General features: G+C 58.2%; 16 protein-coding genes, 1 tRNA gene and 1 pseudogene. 12 read left to right on the plus strand and 6 right to left on the minus strand.

Features of this window, described 5'->3' with window-relative positions:
• Nucleotides 1-28: 28 nt before the first annotated feature.
• The 5 genes from MUN80_RS06925 to MUN80_RS06945 all read left to right on the plus strand — a co-directional run bounded on the left by MUN80_RS06925 (nucleotide 29) and on the right by MUN80_RS06945 (nucleotide 7,280).
• Nucleotides 29-646, plus strand: a complete 618-nt coding sequence (locus tag MUN80_RS06925; protein WP_244721481.1) for a TetR/AcrR family transcriptional regulator — start codon at nucleotides 29-31, stop codon at nucleotides 644-646.
• A 51-nt stretch (nucleotides 647-697) separates the two neighbouring features.
• Nucleotides 698-2,233: a TolC family protein gene (locus MUN80_RS06930; RefSeq protein WP_244721483.1), complete on the plus strand. Its 1,536-nt coding sequence runs from the start codon at nucleotides 698-700 to the stop codon at nucleotides 2,231-2,233.
• A gap of 87 nt (nucleotides 2,234-2,320) precedes the next feature.
• Nucleotides 2,321-3,454 (plus strand): efflux RND transporter periplasmic adaptor subunit, encoded by a 1,134-nt coding sequence (locus tag MUN80_RS06935; protein WP_244721485.1) that lies wholly within the window; start codon nucleotides 2,321-2,323, stop codon nucleotides 3,452-3,454.
• A gap of 72 nt (nucleotides 3,455-3,526) precedes the next feature.
• Nucleotides 3,527-6,961 (plus strand): efflux RND transporter permease subunit, encoded by a 3,435-nt coding sequence (locus MUN80_RS06940; RefSeq protein ID WP_244721487.1) that lies wholly within the window; start codon nucleotides 3,527-3,529, stop codon nucleotides 6,959-6,961.
• Nucleotides 6,962-7,007: 46 nt separating this feature from the next.
• Nucleotides 7,008-7,280 carry an acyl carrier protein gene (locus MUN80_RS06945; protein ID WP_244721492.1) on the plus strand — a complete coding sequence of 91 codons (273 nt, stop codon included), beginning with the start codon at nucleotides 7,008-7,010 and terminating at the stop codon, nucleotides 7,278-7,280.
• A 544-nt stretch (nucleotides 7,281-7,824) separates the two neighbouring features.
• Here the strand turns inward: MUN80_RS06945 and MUN80_RS26085 are convergent.
• Both MUN80_RS26085 and MUN80_RS06955 read right to left on the minus strand, forming a co-directional pair.
• A pseudogene (locus tag MUN80_RS26085) lies at nucleotides 7,825-8,178 on the minus strand (YkvA family protein); the annotation flags it as partial.
• A gap of 182 nt (nucleotides 8,179-8,360) precedes the next feature.
• A complete protein-coding gene (locus MUN80_RS06955; protein WP_244721507.1) occupies nucleotides 8,361-8,972 on the minus strand; it encodes a C40 family peptidase in 612 nt (203 codons plus the stop codon).
• 314 nt (nucleotides 8,973-9,286) lie between these two features.
• Between MUN80_RS06955 and MUN80_RS06960 the strand changes: the two genes are divergently transcribed.
• A complete protein-coding gene (locus tag MUN80_RS06960; RefSeq protein WP_244721510.1) occupies nucleotides 9,287-9,649 on the plus strand; it encodes a hypothetical protein in 363 nt (120 codons plus the stop codon).
• Between the two features lie 241 nt (nucleotides 9,650-9,890).
• Here the strand turns inward: MUN80_RS06960 and MUN80_RS06965 are convergent, their stop codons facing one another.
• Nucleotides 9,891-10,625, minus strand: coding sequence for an SDR family NAD(P)-dependent oxidoreductase (locus MUN80_RS06965; RefSeq protein WP_244721514.1), 735 nt, complete (start codon nucleotides 10,623-10,625; stop codon nucleotides 9,891-9,893).
• Nucleotides 10,626-10,974: 349 nt separating this feature from the next.
• Between MUN80_RS06965 and MUN80_RS06970 the strand changes: the two genes are divergently transcribed.
• Nucleotides 10,975-11,760: a hypothetical protein gene (locus MUN80_RS06970; protein ID WP_244721517.1), complete on the plus strand. Its 786-nt coding sequence runs from the start codon at nucleotides 10,975-10,977 to the stop codon at nucleotides 11,758-11,760.
• A 197-nt stretch (nucleotides 11,761-11,957) separates the two neighbouring features.
• Complete coding sequence (locus MUN80_RS06975) at nucleotides 11,958-12,770, plus strand: phosphatase PAP2 family protein (protein WP_244721519.1); 813 nt, start codon at nucleotides 11,958-11,960, stop codon at nucleotides 12,768-12,770.
• A 94-nt stretch (nucleotides 12,771-12,864) separates the two neighbouring features.
• On the opposite strand, the gene MUN80_RS06980 is transcribed toward MUN80_RS06975, so the two are convergent.
• Nucleotides 12,865-12,937, minus strand: a tRNA-Thr gene (locus MUN80_RS06980).
• Nucleotides 12,938-13,126: 189 nt separating this feature from the next.
• Here MUN80_RS06980 and MUN80_RS06985 point away from each other — a divergent pair.
• Genes MUN80_RS06985 through MUN80_RS07000 form a run of 4 tightly spaced genes read left to right on the plus strand, consistent with a single transcriptional unit; the run spans nucleotide 13,127 to nucleotide 15,537 of the window.
• The gene (locus MUN80_RS06985; RefSeq protein ID WP_244721521.1) at nucleotides 13,127-13,585 is read left to right on the plus strand and encodes a hypothetical protein; all 459 of its coding nucleotides are present in this window, start codon (nucleotides 13,127-13,129) and stop codon (nucleotides 13,583-13,585) included.
• Nucleotides 13,586-13,618: 33 nt separating this feature from the next.
• Nucleotides 13,619-14,443, plus strand: coding sequence for a hypothetical protein (locus tag MUN80_RS06990; RefSeq protein ID WP_244721523.1), 825 nt, complete (start codon nucleotides 13,619-13,621; stop codon nucleotides 14,441-14,443).
• 30 nt (nucleotides 14,444-14,473) lie between these two features.
• Nucleotides 14,474-15,244, plus strand: coding sequence for an FkbM family methyltransferase (locus MUN80_RS06995; RefSeq protein ID WP_244721524.1), 771 nt, complete (start codon nucleotides 14,474-14,476; stop codon nucleotides 15,242-15,244).
• Nucleotides 15,244-15,537, plus strand: a complete 294-nt coding sequence (locus MUN80_RS07000; RefSeq protein ID WP_244721527.1) for a DUF4834 family protein — start codon at nucleotides 15,244-15,246, stop codon at nucleotides 15,535-15,537. The genes MUN80_RS06995 and MUN80_RS07000 overlap by 1 nt, the downstream gene beginning before the upstream one ends.
• Before the next feature lie 68 nt (nucleotides 15,538-15,605).
• Here the strand turns inward: MUN80_RS07000 and MUN80_RS07005 are convergent, their stop codons facing one another.
• Together MUN80_RS07005 and MUN80_RS07010 are read right to left on the minus strand one after the other, a co-directional pair.
• Complete coding sequence (locus MUN80_RS07005) at nucleotides 15,606-18,254, minus strand: DUF5686 and carboxypeptidase regulatory-like domain-containing protein (protein WP_244721530.1); 2,649 nt, start codon at nucleotides 18,252-18,254, stop codon at nucleotides 15,606-15,608.
• Nucleotides 18,255-18,437: 183 nt separating this feature from the next.
• A complete protein-coding gene (locus MUN80_RS07010; RefSeq protein WP_244721532.1) occupies nucleotides 18,438-19,418 on the minus strand; it encodes a ferritin-like domain-containing protein in 981 nt (326 codons plus the stop codon).
• Nucleotides 19,419-19,458: the final 40 nt, after the last annotated feature.

Genomic DNA, 19,458 nt, shown 5'->3' on the forward strand with positions numbered 1-19,458 from the left:
GTTTCCGACGTACCTTTGCAGCGTGAGTATGGAAATCAAGGACCGGATCTTAGTAGCTGCCATCGAGCTGTTCATGCGTAACGGCATCCGCAGCGTTTCAATGGACGACATTGCCACCCACCTGGCCATGTCTAAAAAGACTCTCTACAAATGGTTTGAGAACAAAGACCAGATCGTGCTGGCCGTGATGCAGGGCCGGCTGAACCGGGAGGAAGTGGATTGCGAGCAGGCGTTTGCCACCGGCTCCAATGCCATTGAGGCCATGTTTAACCTCGTAACCTGGCACAAGGAAATGCTGGCCAGCATTCACCCCAGCATCTTCCACGACCTGCAGAAATACTACCCCCAGGCCTGGCTGCTGTTCGAGCAGCACAAGAACACCTTCATCCTGGAGAAAATCCTGACCAACCTGCGCCAGGGCATGGCGGAGGGCTTGTACCGGCCCGACCTGGACGTGGAGGTAATGGCCCGCCTGCACCTGTCTGAAATCGAGCTGATGTTCAACAACACGGTGTTTCCGCCCAAGCAGTTTGGCCTGCAGCGCGTCAATGTGGCCATGATTGAGCACTACCTGACGGGCATCTCCACGCTGAAAGGTCACCGGCTCATCAATCAGTACCGCAACGTAACCGAACCGGCCGAATAACGCCTCCCCGCACTAGCCTTCTACTCCTTCCGCTTATCGTTTTTCGCTCTTATGAAAAATACGCTTCGCTTCCTGTTTCTGTTGGCGGCCCTGGCCTTCATCGGTATCCAGCAGCTTCTGGCCCAAACGCCTTCCACGGGACAGCCCGTGGCCACTTCCACGCCCGTGCAGTTCTCGCTGCAGCAGGCCATTGACTATGCGTTAAAGAATAAGTCGACCCTGCAGGCCACGCGCATCAACGAGCAGATTGCCGTAGCCCGCGTGGGTGAAATTCGCTCGGCCGGCCTGCCCCAGGTCAACATCGGTGCCGCCCTGACCGACAACCTGAAGCTGCAGAAGTCCCTGGTTGACTTCGGCGCCTTCGCCGGCGGTGCGGGCCAATTAAATGGTACCACGCTGACCCAGGAGCAGCTGGCCCGGGTGCAGCGCGGTGAAACCGTGACTTTGGCTCCGGCCTACACGCCCCTGCCCGCTACCGGCCCCCAGCCCCTGGCTTTCGGCTTGCAGTACGCCGGCAACGCCGCGGCTTCGGCTTCGCAGATGCTGTTCAACGGCTCCTACCTGCTGGGTCTGAAAGCGGCCAAAGTATACGAGCAGCTTTCCATCAAGCAAACCCAGCAAAGCGAAATCGAGGTGGTAGAGCAGGTGTCGAAAGCCTACTACAGCACGCTCGTTGCCCGGGAGCGGCTTGATTTGCTGGCCCGCAACGTGCAGCGCCTCGACACCTTATTATACCAGACCACCCAGACCTATAAGGAGGGCTTCGTCGAGAAGCTCGACGTGGACCGCCTGCAGGTGCAGGTCAACAACCTCAAGATCGAGCAGCAGAACGCCGCCCGCCTTATTGACCTGAGCGTGGCTTTGCTCAAGTTCCAGATGGGTCTCGACCAGCGCCAGCCCGTGGAGCTCACCGACCGCCTCGATGAGGCCGTAATCGAAGCCGAACGGGGCAGCCTGATCAACCTCAGCGACGCCTTCAACTACGGTAACCGCATCGAGTACTCGGTATTGGAAACCCAGCGCGACCTGGCCGTACTCGACGTGCGCAACCGCCGCTCAGGTTACCTGCCCACCCTGAACCTAGTGGCCCAGTACGGCTTCACCGGCTCCGATAACCGCTTCGGCGGCCTGATGGAGTTCCGCGGCCCTAACTCACGCAGCGAAGCCGGCTTTATCAACCAGAACTGGTTTGGCTTCGGCAACGTGGGCCTGCAGCTTAACATTCCGGTGTTCGATGGCTTCCGCAAGAAGTACAACATTGAGCAGGGCAAGCTGGCCGTGGAGCAAGTAAACAAAGGCTTTACCACCCTGCAGCAGGGCATTGACCTGGAGCGGGCCCAAACCACCACGACTCTGCAGAACACGCTGGCCGTGCTCGGCAACCAGAAAGCCAACCTGGAGCTGGCTACCAACGTGGCTCGTGTTGCCAAAATCAAGTTCCAGGAGGGTGTCGGTTCCAACCTGGAAGTTATTACGGCCGAAACCGACCTGCGCCAAGCCCAGACCAACTACTACAGCGCCCTCTACGACGCGCTGGTGGCCAAAGTCGACTACGGCAAAGCTGCCGGCACCCTGGGCCGCCGCTAATTGCTTGTGTCGATGTACTCCTCTCTTAAGAAACTTCCTTCCTTTTCGGTTAGCCTGCGTGGCGGGCTTGCCAATAGCTTCACTACTATGAAATACACTACTTCTGCGGCGGTTCTGGCAATGGCTTTTCTGGCTTCCTGCGGGGGCGGCAAGCAAGACCCGGCCGCCGAGCTGGCTAAGCTGAAACAAGAACAGGCCGACAACCAGGCCAAAATTGCGGAGCTGGAATCGAAGGTAGGAAGTGCCGGCGGCGCCGCTGGTGCGGAGGCCCCAGTTCTGACCACTCCCGTAAGCGTGATGAACGTGCAGCCCGAGAGCTTCAAGAGCTACCTGGAAGTGCAGGGCCGCGCTGATTTCGACGAAAATGCCAACGTTTCGCCCCGTGTACCGGGCGTGCTGACCAGCATTCGGGTGCAGCGCGGCGACCGGGTCAGCAAAGGCCAGGTGCTGGCTACCCAGGACGCGGCCGTACTCGAATCGGGTATTGCTGAGCTGCGCACCCGCCTGGAACTGGCCAAAGTGGTATATGAAAAGCAGGACCGTCTCTGGAAACAGCAGATCGGCACTGAAATACAGTACCTGCAGGCCAAGAATAACTACGAAGCGTTGCAGCGCAGCCTGGCCACCCAGCAGCGGCAGCGGGCCCAGTACAACGTCATTGCGCCCTTTAGCGGTGTTGTAGACGATGTACCAGCCAAAGTGGGTGAAAACGGCGGCCCCGGCGTGCCGGTGGTGCGCCTGCTGAGCGGCGGCGGCGGCAAAATCATTGCCGACGTGTCGGAAGCCTACGCCAGCCAGATCAAAGTCGGCGACCAGGCCCTGATCAGCATTGCTGATTTGGGTGGACAGGAAGTGCCGGCTACGGTGCGCGTGGTAAGCCGCACGATTAACCCCGCCAGCCGCACCTTCTCCGTTGAGTTTCGGTTGAATAAGGCCGTGCCCGAGCTGCGCCCCAACATGGTAGCTACCGTGCGCATCCAGAACTACACCCGCTCCAACGCCGTGGTAATTCCGGTGGACCTGGTGCAAAAGGATGAGCAGAACAGCTACGTATTCGTGGTTGAGCAGAAAGGCGGCCAGAAAATAGCCGGCAAGCGCATTATCAAGACCGGTGCTACTTATAACGGTAAAGTAGAAGTGACCCAGGGCCTCGCGGCCAACGACCAGGTGATTTCCGCCGGGTATCAGAATCTCAATGAAGGACAGGTAGTAACCCTGTAGCGTGAGCCGGCGGGCCGGCCGCCCGCCGCTTGCGCCTAGCATTATCTCCCACACTTAGACTGCCCATACGCCATGCAGGACGTGGAAAAAGAGTTTGGACCGACCAGTTGGTCCATCAATAATAAAACGAGTATTTACATCATCACGCTGCTGCTGTGCGTGGCGGGGATTTTTGCCTACATCAAGCTGGGCAAGGAGAAATTCCCCGACATCGTGATTCCGCGCATCATCGTGGCCACCATTTACCCCGGCACCTCGCCGGCCGACATCGAGAACCTGGTGACGCGCCAGCTCGAAAAGGAAATCAAGAGCGTCAACGGGGTGAAGAAAATCAACTCCACCTCGAACCAGGACTATTGCATCGTGGACGTGGAGTTTAACTCCGGTGTCGACGTGCAGTACGCCAAGCAGCTCATCAAGGACGCCGTGGACAAGGCCAGCTCCGAGCTGCCCAACGACCTGCCCACGCCGCCCACCGTGCAGGAAGTAAACCTGTCGGAGCTGCCGATTATGAACGTCAACCTGGCCGGTAACCTGCCCGCCGCTCAGCTCAAAAAGCTGGCCGACGACTTCCAGGACAAGATTGAGGCCCTGCCCGAAATCACCCGCGTGGACATCATCGGCGCTCTGGAGCAGCAGGTAAACGTGGACGTGGACCTCTATAAGCTGCGCGCCGCTCGTCTGGGCTTCGCCGACATTCAGAATGCCATTGCCCGCGAAAACATCACCATTTCGGGTGGCTCCATCGACGTAGGAGCCCAGAAGCGCGCCGTGCGCGTGGCCGGTCAGTACGTGCGGGCCGCCGACATTGCCGACATTCAGATCAAGAACCTGAGCGGCTCGGCCGTGCGCCTCGGCGACATTGCCAACGTGGAAGATGCCTTCAAGGACCGGGAATCCTTTGCCCGCCTCGACGGTAAAAACGCCATTACCCTGAACGTGGTGAAGCGCCAGGGCGAAAACCTGATTGACGCCTCCGACAAAATCAAGGAAATCGTAGACGACGCCAAGCAGACTCTGCCCAAGGAGCTCAAAATCACCATCACCGGCGACACCTCCAACGATACCCGCGTCACCCTGCACGACCTGATCAACACCATCATCATCGGCTTCCTGCTGGTAACGCTGATTCTGATGTTCTTCATGGGTACCACCAACGCCCTGTTCGTGGGCTTGTCGGTGCCGATTTCGATGTTCCTGGCGTTCCTGCTCATTCCCGTGTTCGACTTCTCGCTGAACATGATTGTGCTCTTCGCCTTCCTGCTGGCCCTGGGTATTGTGGTGGATGACGCCATTGTGGTGATTGAAAACACCCACCGCCTGCTCCACGAGCACCCCGAGCTGACCACGGCCCAGGCCGCCAAGTACGCCGCCGGCGAAGTATTCGTGCCAGTACTGGCTGGTACTTTGACTACGGTAGCACCTTTCGTACCGCTGCTGTTCTGGCCGGGCATCGTGGGTAGCTTCATGTTCTACCTCCCCGTGACGCTCATCATCACCCTGATGTCGTCCCTGGTCGTGGCTTTCATCATGAACCCGGTGTTTGCCGTGTCGTTCATGGAGCGCGAAGACCACCATACCGGCGAAAAGCCTAAGCTGACCAAGAACTTCCTGATTGCCATGGGCGTGCTGCTGGTTATTGCCCTGCTTGGCTACGTAGCCAGTTCGCCCTTCATCGGCAACCTGTTCATTACCATCATCATCTTCTGCTTCCTCGACAAGTTTGTGTTTGTACACATGATTGCCGGGTTCCAGACCAAGGTGTTACCCCGCTTCATGGACGGCTACGCCAGCCTAGTGCGCATGGTCATCGGCGGCTCTATCTGGCGGCAGATCGGCATCGTCGCCAGCCTGATTGTGCTCTTCTTCCTCTCGATTGTGGCCGTAGGAGTGCGTAAGCCTAAAGTCGACTTCTTCCCCAAAGGTGACCCCAAGTTCATCTATACCTATCTGAAAATGCCGGTGGGTACGCGGGTTGAAGTAACCGACTCAATTGCCCAAATCCTTGAAAAGCGCATCTACGGCGTAATTGGCAACAACAACCCCGACGTAGAATCGGTGATTACCAACGTAGCCATTGGTGCCGCCGACCCCGGCGAAGCCTCGGCTGCCGGTACCTCGCAGTCGAACCTGGCGAAGGTAGGCGTCGCCTTCAAAGAGCTCAGCGAGCGGAAGGGCCAGGCTACCAGCATCTACATGGACAAAATCCGGGAGGTGGTAAAAGGTATTCCCGGCGCCGAAATTTCGGTTGACCAGGAATCGAGCGGTCCGCCCCAGGGCAAACCAATTGCCATTGAGGTTGTCGGCGACGATTACCAGGAACTGGCTAAGCTGTCGAAAGACGTGACCCGCTACATCAACTCGAAGAACATCGGTGGTATCGAGCAGCTGCGCTCCAACCTGGAGGACCGCAACCCCGAAATTGCCGTGAACATCGATCGGACTCGCGCCAACCGCGAAGGCATTAGCACCGCCCAGATCGGGGTGGAGGTTCGGACGGCCATCTACGGCTCGGAAGCCAGCAAATTCAAGACTTCCGACGACGACTATCCGATTCAGGTGCGCTACGCCAAACCCTACCGCGAAGACGTGGACGCCATCATGAACTCGCCGCTGACCTTCCGCGACGCGACGGGCCAGATGCGCCAGGTGCCGATTTCGTCGGTGGCCGATGTGAAGTACAGCACCACCTACGGCGGCATCAAGCGCAAAGACGTGAAGCGGGTAATCACTATCTCCTCGAACGTGCTGAACGGCTTCACTGGCCCCGACGTGGTGGCGCAGGTGGAAAGAGCCCTGAAGGCCTATCCTACGCCTCCCGGTTACACTATCAAGATGGGTGGCGCCCAGGAAGACCAGCAGGAAACCAGCGACTTCCTCGGCGTAGCCGCCCTGGGTGCCATTGCCCTGATCTTCCTGATCCTGGTAACGCAGTTCAACTCGGTGAGCAAGCCGCTCATCATTCTCTCCGAAATCATCTTCTCGGTTATCGGGGTAATGTTGGGCCTGGCCATTACGGGCATGAACATCAGTATCGTAATGACCGGGGTGGGTATCATCGCCCTGGCGGGTATCGTGGTGAAAAACGGTATTCTGCTGGTTGAATTCACCGATATGCTCCGCTCTCAGGGTATGCCGCTGCGCGAAGCCATCATCCTGGCCGGCCGTACGCGTCTGAACCCGGTAATCCTGACGGCTACGGCCGCCACGTTGGGTTTGATTCCGCTGGCTATCGGTCTGAACATTGACTTCTACGAGCTGTTCAACTCCTTCGAGCCCCACTTCTTCATTGGTGGCGAGTCGGTAACGTTCTGGGGCCCCCTGGCCTGGACCATCATTTTCGGCTTGGTGTTTGCCACCGGTATCACCCTTCTGGTAGTGCCCGTTATGTACCTGATCAGCGAAAAGCTGCGGGAAAAAATAACTGGTCGCTCGGCAGACCACTTTGCAACCGATTCGACTAAAACTGACTCTCCAGTTCGGAGAGAAGTGTTGGCCGAAGCGTAACCTCCATTCTCCGCCCCTTTAACCCCTTGGTTCAACGTCGTTCATTATGCGTTCTTCAACGACTTCCGCCCCCAAATCCATTCAGCAGCAGGTGCTGCGAATTATCAGCAAGCGTAAAGCCATTAAACCAACTCGCTTGCGCGTGAGCAGCAACCTGAGCCAGGAATTGGGCTTCGATACGGTAGATGTCGTGGATATCATCCTCGAGATTGAGCGTAACTTTCACATCACCATCCCCGATGAAGTGCCGTTGAGCACCGTCGGCGACTTTGTGACCTATGTGGCTACCCACACGCCCTCCCACGATTGGGCCGCGTAACCACTTCGCTCCGTATTACACATAAAAAGGCTCCCAACGCAGGTTGGGAGCCTTTTTTATGGCTAGTTGCTAAAGTTGCTTAACGCACGTTGCCGCCGTTGTCCAGGGCTCCGTCGTTGCCTTGACGGCTGCTGTCGCCGCGGTTGGCAATGTCATCAGCGTGGGGCTTCACGTCTTCGTTCGGGGCTGGGTCCGTGGGGCCGGTCAGGCTGGGGTTGGGGTTGCTGCTGTCGGGGGAGGAGATGCCCGAATCCGTGTCCGAAACCCGGCTGTTGGTGGGCTGACCCAGATCAACCTTGCCGGCGCGCTTCGTGGACTCCTTGGTTTCGACAGCCGGACCAGTGCCCATCAGGGCGCCGTCCGAGGTCTGATGAAACGAGTGCTCGGGCTTGGGCCCGGAGTTGGCCGTAGTGCCGTCCGACGACTGCATAGTAGTAGCCGGGCCGGGCTTGATGTCGGTAGCTTCGGTTACCACGATGGGGCGGCTCCGTTCCCATTCCTTAAACTTGTCCATTTCGCCGGTCAGGGTGCTGGTAAACCACGCTACCAGAGCTACGTCGTCGAGCAGGCCCAGCACCGGGATGAAGTCCGGAATCAAGTCAATTGGGCTCAGAAAGTAGATGACCACGGCAATAGCGGCCACGATGGTGGGCGTAGGCAAGCCGGTATATTCGCCCGAAACCGACGTTTTGATCAGGCGGAACAGGATTTGCAGGTTTTCCCAGGCCTCATGAGCCATGGTGCCCACGTCGTTCTTTTCACTGGCTTTCTGGTAGGCATCGTTCAGCAACTGCTTCACGCGCGTGGGCCGTTTGATATAGTCCTCGGCTTTGCCAAGGAACTTCTTGAAGAGTAGGGAGCCGGCAATGTCGGAGCCTTTGGGGTTATTCTTATCCATGGGGAGAGGGGTAAATTTGGGGCCAAGCTACAAAATGAGCGCCTGACTGTGGGCGTTTCACTATATACGCCCTAATACTGGTTCGGCGCAAAATGGTTATTGCTACCGCTAGCCAGGCTGAAAACGACAAAAGCCCCGTTCGAGGAACGGGGCTTTGCTACTGAGGTACGGTCGGCGGCCGGTTAGTTGAGGTCTACGCGGCCGGCGGCGTAGAAGTTGCGGTGGTAGTAAGGCTGGTTCAGCGAGCTGATCATCACGCCCCCGTTGGTGGCCGAGTGAGCAAACTTGCCATCCTGCAGGTAGATACCGACGTGGTAAATGGGCTGACCGGGCCCACGGCGGAAGAATACCAGGTCGCCGCTCTGCATTTCATCTTTGCCCACGCGCTTTACCTTCTCAAACATCGAGCGGGAGCTGCGCTGCAGGGTGATGCCGTATACTTCTTTAAAAACGCGGGTTACGAAGCCGGAGCAGTCGGTGCCCGACTTGGAGTTGCTGCCGTAGCGGTAGGGCGTCCCGATCCAATCGGCGACGGTACGGAGCAGGTTCTGGTCTTCGTTGTAGGTGAGCTTCAGGCCCAGGGCCTGGGAGTAGTGGCTATAAGCAACGGAGTCGCTGGAAGTAGCCAGGGGGTGGTTTTCATCCCCATTGTCGCCCGAAAAGTCGGGTAGGAGGGAAGCAGTGGCTACTACAGAGGCACCGCCAAGGGTATTAGAAGATTCGGGAGCGTATTCGAAGAAAAAAGAGAGGGCCAGCGAGGCAGCGGCGAGGCAATACAGGATACTGTTTTTCATTGTCCGTCGTAGGGTGGCAAAATCTCCGTTTCCGAGGCAGCAGGGAAGCCGAAGCACTTTGTTTTTTCGTGAGGTTTGGGTTCCTTAAACCACCGAAAAGGAAATCGATTGAAGAGGTAATCCGGGTTGAAAACAGACGGTTTCTGCCTTCCCCGTTTGTTAAAGCTAAGCCAATAAATTTTAAACGTCCTAGTTTTTACCCCAAAGTCGCCAAAAGTTCTTTATAAAGTATAATATTATATCAGAATAATAGTTGAGCTCGATGCAACTGCTCATCTAGAATAGGCGTATACTCGGCCCTCAGTTTTTGCCCTATGGAATTGCCCCATATTGTTGAGAATTCGCCCTGGGCGCGCATCGCCCGGCTCAAGCTCAAAGCAGGTAGCGTGGCTATGGTGCTGGGCAACAGCATTCACCTGAGCGGAGCCACTCGGGAGCAGTTCCTGAGTGACCCATACTGGGTGGCCCACGAGATGGAACACATCCGCCAGTTTCAGGAGTATGGCCGCCTGGGTTTTCTGTGGCGCTACCTGCGCGACTGGGCCAAGCACGGCTACTACAACATTCCCTTCGAAGTGCAGGCCCGCGAAGCCGGAGAGCGGGACGCAGTGCTCTACGCCGCCGGCCGCCCCTTGCCCGGCCCCGAGCAGCGCCACCCCACGCCGAAGGTGAAATAGTGAAATGGCGAAATGGTGAGTTTTTGAAGTTCTGTCATTGCGGGCAGGAGCTCCACTCCCCGCGCTAAGCAGCATCAAGTCTTCCTATGCGCAGCTAGTTCCGGCTGTATAAATAGAAAGCCCTTTCCCGTATCAAACAGGAAAGGGCTTGTCACTTCAAGGATACTCAGCACAATTAAGGGCGAGCAGTGCTGAGTTACACGTCATAGAACGGCAACTCACTATCTCACCATCTCGCCATTTACAAAGCCGCCAAGCGGCCGCCGTCGACGGCCAGCGTAGAGCCGTTGATGAAGTTGGCCTCGGGGGAAGCCAGGAAGCAGATGGCGGCCGACAGCTCTTCGGGCGTGCCCACTTGGCCGGTAATCTGCTCTTTGCCGCTCTTCACATTGGGGTTGCTCCACAGCATGGGCGTATCCACGGCGCCGGGCGCAATGGCGTTGATACGGGCCTGGGTGTGCGGTATTTCTAGGCTCAGGCCGCGCACAAAGGCCTCAATGGCACCTTTGCTGGCCGCGTAGGGCACCACGTTGGGAGTAGTCTGGTGCGCGTGCACCGAGCTAATGACGACGATGCTGCCGCCCTTCATGTGGGGCAGGCAGAGCTGACAAAGGCGGAAAAATGCCCGTAGGTTCACCGTCATTAGAGTGTCCCACTGTTTGGGGTCGAGCTTTAGAATGGGCTCGAAGGTCATCATAGCCGCGTCATTCACAAGCACGTCGATGCGCTGCCAGGTGGCCAGGGTGCGTTCCACGGCCCGCCGCAGCTGGGCATCCTTGCCAACGTCGGTACGAATAAAAATAGCCTCGCCCTGCTCCGCCTTGATGTCGCGCACTACCTCGCGGCCTTCTTCGGCGTTGCGGCCCAGCACGGCCACCTTCCCCCCTTCGCGGGCTAGCTGCATGGCCGTGGCGCGGCCAATGCCGGAAGTAGCACCGGTTACAAAGCATACCTTATCCTGAAAACGCTTTTCCATCGTGATTTTCTAATTAGCTGATACGAACAACTTACGGCGGACCGCTTTGCAAAGACGGGTAGCCCGGTATTTGGTTGTGTTGTTAGAGCAAGCTGAGCCGTAAGGGCTCGTTTCGGTCTGGCATTTACTCTAAAGTACCGCCGGAAAATGGCTGAAGCTGCTGGCAGTGTTAGGGTTGCAGCAGACTGCGGTAAAACTCAACCGTGGTGCGCAACTGTAAGCCAAGTCAAGGGTAGATTAGGAATAAAAAGAGGTTTTTTATGAAACCTCTGGGCCAGGGTTTACGAATAGAGACACACTTAGCCTGACGGCTAAGCGAATTTTTGCCGTACTAACCCACGTATTTGTCATGGAAAACAAGCAGAATCAACCCACCTCGGGTGCCAACGCTACCGGTACCAGCAAATCTGCCAATGCCTCTTCTCAGCAGTCCAGCAACTCCGCTTCGCAAGGCGCTGCTGACTCCCAAAATACTGCCGCTTCTACCTCCAGCTCCAGCTCGTCGGTAGGTGGCTCGCAAAATACCCGCACCGCTACTTCGGAATCATCAGCTAACCGCACAAGCGCCAGCATGACCGACCAGTCGCGCAACCAAGAACAAGACCAGAACCGCAGCCAGAGCAACCAGCAAGGCGCTCAGTCGTGGACGAACATTTCATCCTGGCTCGATGGCAGCAAGGAGATTCCGCAGTCGGTGAAAGACTTCGGCACTAAAGCCCTCGACCAAGTAAACAAGCTCAGCACCACCCAGAAAGTAGTAGGCGGTGCCCTGCTGCTGGGCGGTATCGGCTGGCTCTCGCTGCGCTCGGGCGGCAAATCGTCGTCGAGCCGGGACAGCTACCGCTCAAAATCGGGCTCGGACTATAGCTCAGGCAAGTCGTACAGCTCCGGTAACAAAGATTATCTGAACAGCTATGGCTCAGACGGCCGCAACAGCGCCTCCAGCCGCTCGGGCCGCTCGGGCTCTGATTCGAGCTACGGCTCGGGTGCTTCTTCGGACTACCGCTCGTCGGGCTCCAATTCTGATTACCGTTCTTCCTCATCTTCGAGCAAAGACTCAGGCTACCGTAGCGGCAGCGCCAACACCAGCGCTTCGTCGAGCCTGGGTGATGATGACTACAGCGGCAACCTGTAAATCGGGGCTGTTACTTAAGTAAGAAAGCCGGGGGCAATAGCCTCCGGCTTTTTTTATGTTCTGGCACTAACCTCCGCGGGGTGCTCGAGCCATACGAAGGCAAATCGGGCGGCCTGAGTACAGCTTCAGGATTTACCCAGAAAGCACTGGTTACTTGCTTCTTTCGTAGCTCAGGGGTTGGGCACGTCTGCCGGTTTATGCTGTTTTTTCGCCTTCGCTTTCTACTGGCTCTGCTGGTAATCTTAAAATCGGCAACGCTGGGCCGGGGCCAAGCTCCGCTACACCCCGCAGACACGCTGCACAAATATGAGGAGCTGCGACGCAGCGGGGAGCCACCCGTGCGGGCCTGGTACCAAAAAAAACTGGTGGAGGCCACAGCCGTGCCGCTCGTGCTTATTGGTAGTGGTGTAGCTTGTTTGGATAACCATTCGGGGATGGGCAATTACGCCATGCGCCAGCAGCTGCAGGAGCATTTCCCGGCCTTCCACACCCGCGTCGACGACTACCTGCAGTATATGCCCTACCTGGAACTGGGCGCCACGACCATGTTTGGCATAGAAGCCCACGACGACCGGCTCAATACGCTGCTAGTCATTGCCAAATCGGAGCTGCTCATGAGTCTGGCCGTGACGACCGTGAAGTACAGCACCCGTGTGCTACGCCCCGATGCCTCGGCTCACAACTCCTTTCCCTCGGGCCATACGGCCCAGGCGTTTTTGGCGGCTACCATCGTGCACGAGGAGCTGCGGCAGAAAAGCCAGTGGTACGGCGTCGGGGCGTATACCATTGCTGCTGGCGTGGGCACGCTCCGTATGCTCAACAACCGGCACTGGGAGTCGGATGTGCTGGCTGGGGCTGGGTTCGGTATTCTGTCGGCTCACCTGGCCTACCTGAGTCACCGCAACCGGTGGGGCCGCAAGCCGAGCCCGTTTTGCCGGCAGTGGCGCGTGGCCCCGACGTGGCAGCCCGGCGGCGGTACCGGCCTGAGCCTGCGGTGGCAGCCCAGCTAAGCTTGGCTTAATGCGGCAGTTAGGGGCGGAAAAGAGCAGCAGGCGCAATAAAAAAAGCCCGCAAGGTCATGCTGACTTTGCGGGCTTTTTTGTGAGCCTCTTATTGGACTCGAACCAACGACCTGCTCATTACGAATGAGCTGCTCTACCAACTGAGCTAAAGAGGCATTTCCCAAAGAACCTGGCGGGTTGGGGTGGCAAAGATAGGCAACCGGAGAAACAAGGCGCAAGTGCCGGGCATAAAAATTTATGGGGAAGCTGCGTTTTACGTCTACAACCCGCTGGCAACGTTTGTCGTTGGCAGTGAAAAACAGCTTCATCCGGCGGCTCCGGGCCGCGCTTTCTGTTTCTGAGCTATGAAAAAAAAGAAATCCGCCCGCCTGCCTCAGGCCCTGGGTAGTGGCCTGGCTGGGGCCCTAGTACTTACCGCTATTCACGAAACAGCCCGCCGCATCTCCCCCGACGCACCCCGCATGGATGTGCTGGGAATGCGCGGTCTGCGCAAAATCCTGAACCAAACCGACGCTCCCCAGCCCGACCATGACACGCTGTTCAACCTGACCATGGCCGGCGACATTCTTTCCAACGGGCTCTACTATAGTCTGGTAGGTCGGGGCAAAAAGGTGTGGCGGCGGGGCGCCCTACTGGGGCTGGCCGCTGGCGTGGGCGGCGTGGTGCTGCCCGGTCCACTGGGGCTAGGCGAGGCGCCCAGCAACCGCACCCGCCAAACCCAGCTCATGACCGTGGCCTGGTACCTGTTGGGTGGCTTAGCGGCGGCCGGCGCGTCGCGGCTGTGGAGCAAGAGCCGCAAATAGCCACTGGAAAAGCAGAACCCTTACTTTAGGGACATGCTCATTCCTTCCGGTTACGCGCGCCGCTTCAGCTTGGTGGTTTTTCTGCTAACAATACCCCTGCTGGCCCGGGCCGATGCGCTGAGCGGGTTAGAAATATTCTTTCAGCTGCTGGCCATCGTGGCGGGCATTGCCTTAGCGGGCTTCGTGGTGACGCTGCTGGCATATTTCCGGCCACAGTCCCGCGGGCTGCAGATCCTAAACTACGTGCTGGTTGGGTTGAACCTGCTACTGGGACTTCTTTGGGAGCAACTGTTCAGCCGGTCTTCGGATATCCCGATTTTTGGGGAGTTTAATCCTTTCCTGAGCCTGGCAGTGCCACTGGCGGTATGGTTAGGAGCCGTTCGGCTGGCCCGCCGCGAGGAAAAACCCCTACGCCGCTTGCTGTGGGTAAGTGTGGCAGTATTTGCAACGCAGCTGCTGCTGAATCCGCTGGTGCAGCACCTGGTTTGGTCAACTGTAGACCGGCAGGCTTATATCAGCGGCGGAGTTTTCTGGCTGGGTCGGGTCGTGAATTTGCTCGTGTCCTTTGCCTGCTGGTGGGCGGTGCTGGAGCAGGTGCAGCAGCAATGGCAGCTGGGCTGGCAGGCGCTACGTCCCCGGCTGTTGGCCCCGGCTTTGGAGGCAGGATTTGGCCTGGTGTACAGCCTTGGTTCGGTACTGCTGATTCTGGAATCTGGGGCCCGCCTGGCAGACCTGGGGCAGTATTTTGTTTCTCTGCTAACGGGTACCGTGCTGGGCTGGGCAGTGGGGGCGCTGGCCATCTGGCTGAATCAGCGGCGGTATGATACCCGGGCCGAACCGGAGCATGAGCAAGTCTAATTCCGCGCTTTCCGGCATCTTTGCAGCCTGATGAAAGAACTCCGTAAACTTCTGGTTCGGGCCCTGGGCTTCGAGCGGTATATCCGGCTGGTGAGTCGCGTGTATTTGCGCATGGTGGGCGCCGGCTGGGGCAAGGAGAAATATCCGGAGCTGTTTTTTCTGGAAAAGCTCATCCAGCCTGGCTTCGTGTGCCTCGACATTGGCGCCAACCTGGGCTACTACTCCGTGGCGTTGTCGCGCCTGACCGGGCCCCAGGGCAAGGTGCTGGCCGTCGAGCCCATTCCGCTGTTTCAGGAAATCTGGCGCGACAATGTGCGCCTCAGCGGCCACGACAACGTGACGCTGCTGCCCTATGCCCTGGGCGGCGAAAACATGACCGTGCGCATGGGCACACCCGAGCGCAACGGCCTGCTGCACCACGGCATGACCAAAGTAGCGGCCAGCAACCCGGCCGAAACCTACGCCCGCACCTACGAAGTGCCCATGCGCATCCCCGACGAGCTGCTGGCCGATTTGCCCCGCCTCGATTTCGTGAAGTGCGACGTGGAAGGCTTCGAATCAGAGGTGTTTCGGAATATGCAGGCCACGCTGCGCCGCTTCCGGCCCCTGATTCAGACCGAGCTCAACGGCTTGGAAAACCGTCAGACTGTGGTCAATTTGCTGGCTCAGCTGGGCTATAAACCATTTGTGCTGTCCGAGCGTTTGGAGCTTGTACCTTGCCCGCCCGAGCAGCTCACCAGCCCGGTCACCGCCGATTTTTACTTTCAACCCACCAACCCCGCTGCTCCGCTAGCTTCCTGATGGTTAAGTTTCTGCTCATTTTCCTCATCATTTCCCTGGTTTTCCGGTTCGTGATGCCGGTTATTCTGCGGCTACTCGTGGGCCGGTTTGTGCAGAAACAGGCCCGGCGCTACGGCCAGCAGTTTGGCGGCGCTTCCCCCTTCGATGGAGCCTTTGGCGGCCGGCCCGCCGCGCCCAACCCACCACCCGCCGGCGGCAACGTCCGCGTCGACTTTGTGCCGCCCAAGCAGGCTCAGGGCCGGCCTCAGGACTTCAAGGGCGGCGAGTACGTTGACTTTGAAGAAGTGAAATAAGAATAACTCAAGCTCAAAAAAGGCCCGCGGTAGCATTACCGCGGGCCTTTTTCGTGAATAACGAGCCTCTAGAAGCCAATCCCAATCCGGATGCCCGACCCGGCTTTCTCCCGGGACTGTAATGAGGTAAAGAAGTCGACGCGCAGCACTTTGAAAATGTGCTCTACGCCCAGGCCTAGTTCGGCGTAACTCCCGACGGTGGGCGTGTAGAGGTAATTCATGGTAACCACTTCCTGCCACTTGAGCTGGCGGAAAGCCGGGAGCTTATTGAAGAAGAACCCGTTGAAGTGGTGACTGCCGCGGGCAATGACGTAGCGCTCGGCCGTGCTGTAGCGGTAGTAGTCGAGGAGCTGAAACTGCCGCTCGAAGTCGATGGCGAAAATAGTGCGGTTGCCGGCGAAGTGGCGGTAATCGACGAAAGTGAGGTCGGGGGAGCCGAGGTAGGCTCCGGCCGTGGCGCTCAGGCGGGTTTCCCCAAACAGGCCAAAGCCCAATTCTTTCTGGGCGCCCAGCTCCAGGCGGGTAAAGCGCACGTCGGCACCCAGCACGCCCCGGAAGGCCTGGCGCAGGCCCAATGACAGGCGCGGGTAGCGGGAGTTGTAGAGGTTGAACTTACCGTCGGGGCGGGTAACGTACTGCTGGCCGGGCTGCCAGGTCAGGCCCAAGTCCAGCGTCAGGGCCTGACTGCGGCCGAAGCCGGTGCCCTGGGGCAATTCTACCGCTTCGGGCCGGTTCGGGGTGAAAGCCCGGCCTGGCACGTCCCGAATCAGCTCCACGGTGGTGTTGTAGAGCTCCTGCCGGTCGGCGTAGCCCGCGGCCAGGTTCACGAAGAAGCCGTTAAACGCCTCGGTGCGGTAGTTTATCTCCAGCCCGTCGCGCTGGTAGTACTTGTTGTAGTTGCGGTTGGCCAGCAGCGTGTACGTCGTATTGAGCAGCGGGGCGTTAAAGGGCGTATGCGGCTGGTTGTTGTAGGGGTCGAAGTCGACAATAGTGCGGCCGACGGCAAAGCCCACGCGGCTGAACGACTCGGGCTTAAATGTATAGCTGCCACGCAGGCTGGGGCTGAGTTGCTTGCTCGAAAAGCCGTAGCGCAGTGTGGGTTCCAGCACGTAGTTGCGGCGGTCTTCGTAGCGCTGGGTGTAGGTGGCATTGAGGTTGATAACCAGGCCTTCCACCGTGTTGTAGACCATCTTATCCGTTGGCGACTCAATCGAAATAAAGCGCCGCTCGAAGGTATTGTTGTAGGTGTAGCCCCCGATAAGCAGACCCATAAAGCTGGGCTTATTCCGGATCCGGTCCATGGAATCCTGGTAGGGCTTCGACTTCTGGATGACTTCCACACTGTCTTTGACGTGGTAATCCTTGATTTCCTCCTCGCTGAGCGGAATGGGCCGGATAGAGTCCCAGTAAGCTTCGGTCCGCTCGTTGGCGCCTTTCTCAATCAGCATTACCTGGCCCTTGGCCATAGGTGCCAGCGCAATGCCGCCTTCCGGCAACGGAATTTCCTGCTGGGCCTTGGCTTTGGCGTCGCGGCGGATGGTACGGGTGAGGCCGCGTAGCTGGGGCCGTTCCTGCTTGGCTTCGGCTACCGTTTCGCGGTGGGCCGGCTCGGTGCTGGGCGCCGGCGTGGGCGCTACCACAGGCTTGTCGGGATATGTCGGCGTCACGCGGTAGTTGGAAAGGGACGCGTTGGTGCTGCCGTTGCCCTTGAAGCCCAGTCCGCCGGCGTTCAGGCTGACTTTCTGCGACTGAATAATCCAGGCCTGGGGGTGGCCGGGGGCCGGGGCGTACAGGATTTCAACCCGCAGCTTGTCCACATACTCGATGCCGGAATTGGAATCCAGGCTCAAATCGAGGCTGTGCAGGCGCCAGGTGCCATCTTCGGCAATGTAGATGAAGCCCGAAAACGCGGGGTCGATGCGGTGGCGGGGCGTGACGCGGATTTTATTGATGGTAATGCCATTCTGCACTGAGGTGCCTACCAGTTCGTAGCGGTAAAACTGCATGGCATTCTGGGCCACCGGCGAGACGAAGCCCCGCTCCGAAAAGCCCGACTGCAGCAGATTGTCGTAAAAGTTGAAGCTCTTGGAGGCCCGGTTGAAGCTGAATCCTTTGCTGCTGCCGCTCACCCGCGACGAAATCATGCGCTCCTGAATCTTGCCCGGCTGGCGGAAGGTCATATCCGACAATGACTCCGACAAGTACACCACGCCCGTCTTGATGTCGGGCCCAACTTTTACCAGGCCCATAATCTTGCCCGGCACCTCGGTAAGACGGATAATGGACTTGATATACATACGGGCCGTAAAGGCGGCCACTTCAGCCCGGTGATACTTACGCCAGTCAATGGCGTGCTGCACAATGGCATAAGCCGGGTCCCGGTCGGAGGCCCGGATGAGCACTTCGCCCAGATTATAGTTTTCCGGCGTCAGGGTTACGTTGAGCACCGTGGCTGTGTCGCCGCCCGCTACGGTCAGCTTTTCCACCCGCGGCTTGAAGCCCACGTACTGGTACACGATTTCGTAGAGCCCGGCTTCCAGGCGCAGCTGGTAACTGCCCTGCTCGTTGGAGGCCGTGCTGGAGGCTGAGCCGCGCACGGCCACGTTGGCAAAGGCCAGGGGCTCACCCTTAGGGTCGGTAATTTTGCCACGCACGATGCCCGCCTGCGCAGCCACCGTGCTCAATAGAGCAAGAAGAATAACTAAATAACGAGCCATAGAAAGTTGGTTTGCGGGAGGTGTGAAGGTAGATGAATTCCCACATGATAGGGTTGCATGGAAAGCACAGGCAATTCCTTTTCGACCAATTTTCGACCAATGGCGGCCAGCCCGAAGCAGGGCGTACAAACACAAAAAGGACGGCCATGGGCCGTCCTTTTTTCAGTATGCAAAACGTGTGCGTTACACAAACAGCTGAGTTCTGTTATCCACGAAATTGCGGGCAATGGCTTTTACCTTCACGTAGTCCAGGGGCTCGTCGAAAGCCTCCGAAGCAGCGGCAGCCGAAATGGCGCTGTCAGCCGTGATGGTACGGGTAGCCTGCACAACGTTTTCTTCACCAGGGAAAGTGATGCCGGTGGGTACGCCAGCTGGGGGCGGGTTGGTGCCAGGACCATACACATCCCGGGTTGAAGGCGTCGTGTCTGGCGAAGGGCCACCCTGGTCGTCGAGCGAAATCCAGCTCTTAGGGCCTTTTTTCAGGTCAGCATTGGGAGCCGTTGTAGCAGCACCTGCTCCGGTAACGCCAGCGGCCCGGCCGCGGCGGATGGTGCGAATGTGGGAGCTATGACGAGCTTCTACCGAGTGAATGTTCAGAGCCGTTTCCAGAATGTCCTTATTAGGCATTAGGAAAGGAGCACCGCCTTTATAGGCTCGCACCCCCGTGTCGACGAAGGACTGGGCTACGCCAAAGTACAAGTCGGTACCGGCGGGCGTGGGCAGCAGGGCCGCCGCAAACGGGCCAATTTTGGAACCTCTGCCACCGCTATAGTCGAAGGCGTCACGGCCGGGGTCGGGAATAGCAGCCGTACCTAGTGCTTCCCGCAGGACTCTGATGTGGCCGCCCTCATCGTTGCGAATCTTCTCGATAGCAGGGACGTCGGCGGCCGGAATCAGGCCAGTAGTTTTCAGGCCCGTGTCGTAGAAGTAGTACTCCAGGTACTCCAGCTGCAGGGCCAGGTTCAGTACATCATTTACCGATGGGCCAGCCGTTTGGCCATAGGCTTTGTTAAACAAAGCACCTATAAAGCCAGGAACAGCAGCGGCGGTGAGCTTTTTGCCCATGCCGGTAAGGTGCTTGAACACCCGACGGCGCGAGTCAAAACGGTCGTAGACTTCCGGGTCTACTTTTTCAATTTCCGTAATTATTTGGAACAGATCCATAATTGAAAGGCTGATTTTTAAGCGGGGAAATGACTACGAA

Source organism: Hymenobacter cellulosivorans (assembly GCF_022919135.1).
In the GTDB taxonomy this organism is placed as follows: Bacteria; Bacteroidota; Bacteroidia; order Cytophagales; family Hymenobacteraceae; genus Hymenobacter; species Hymenobacter cellulosivorans.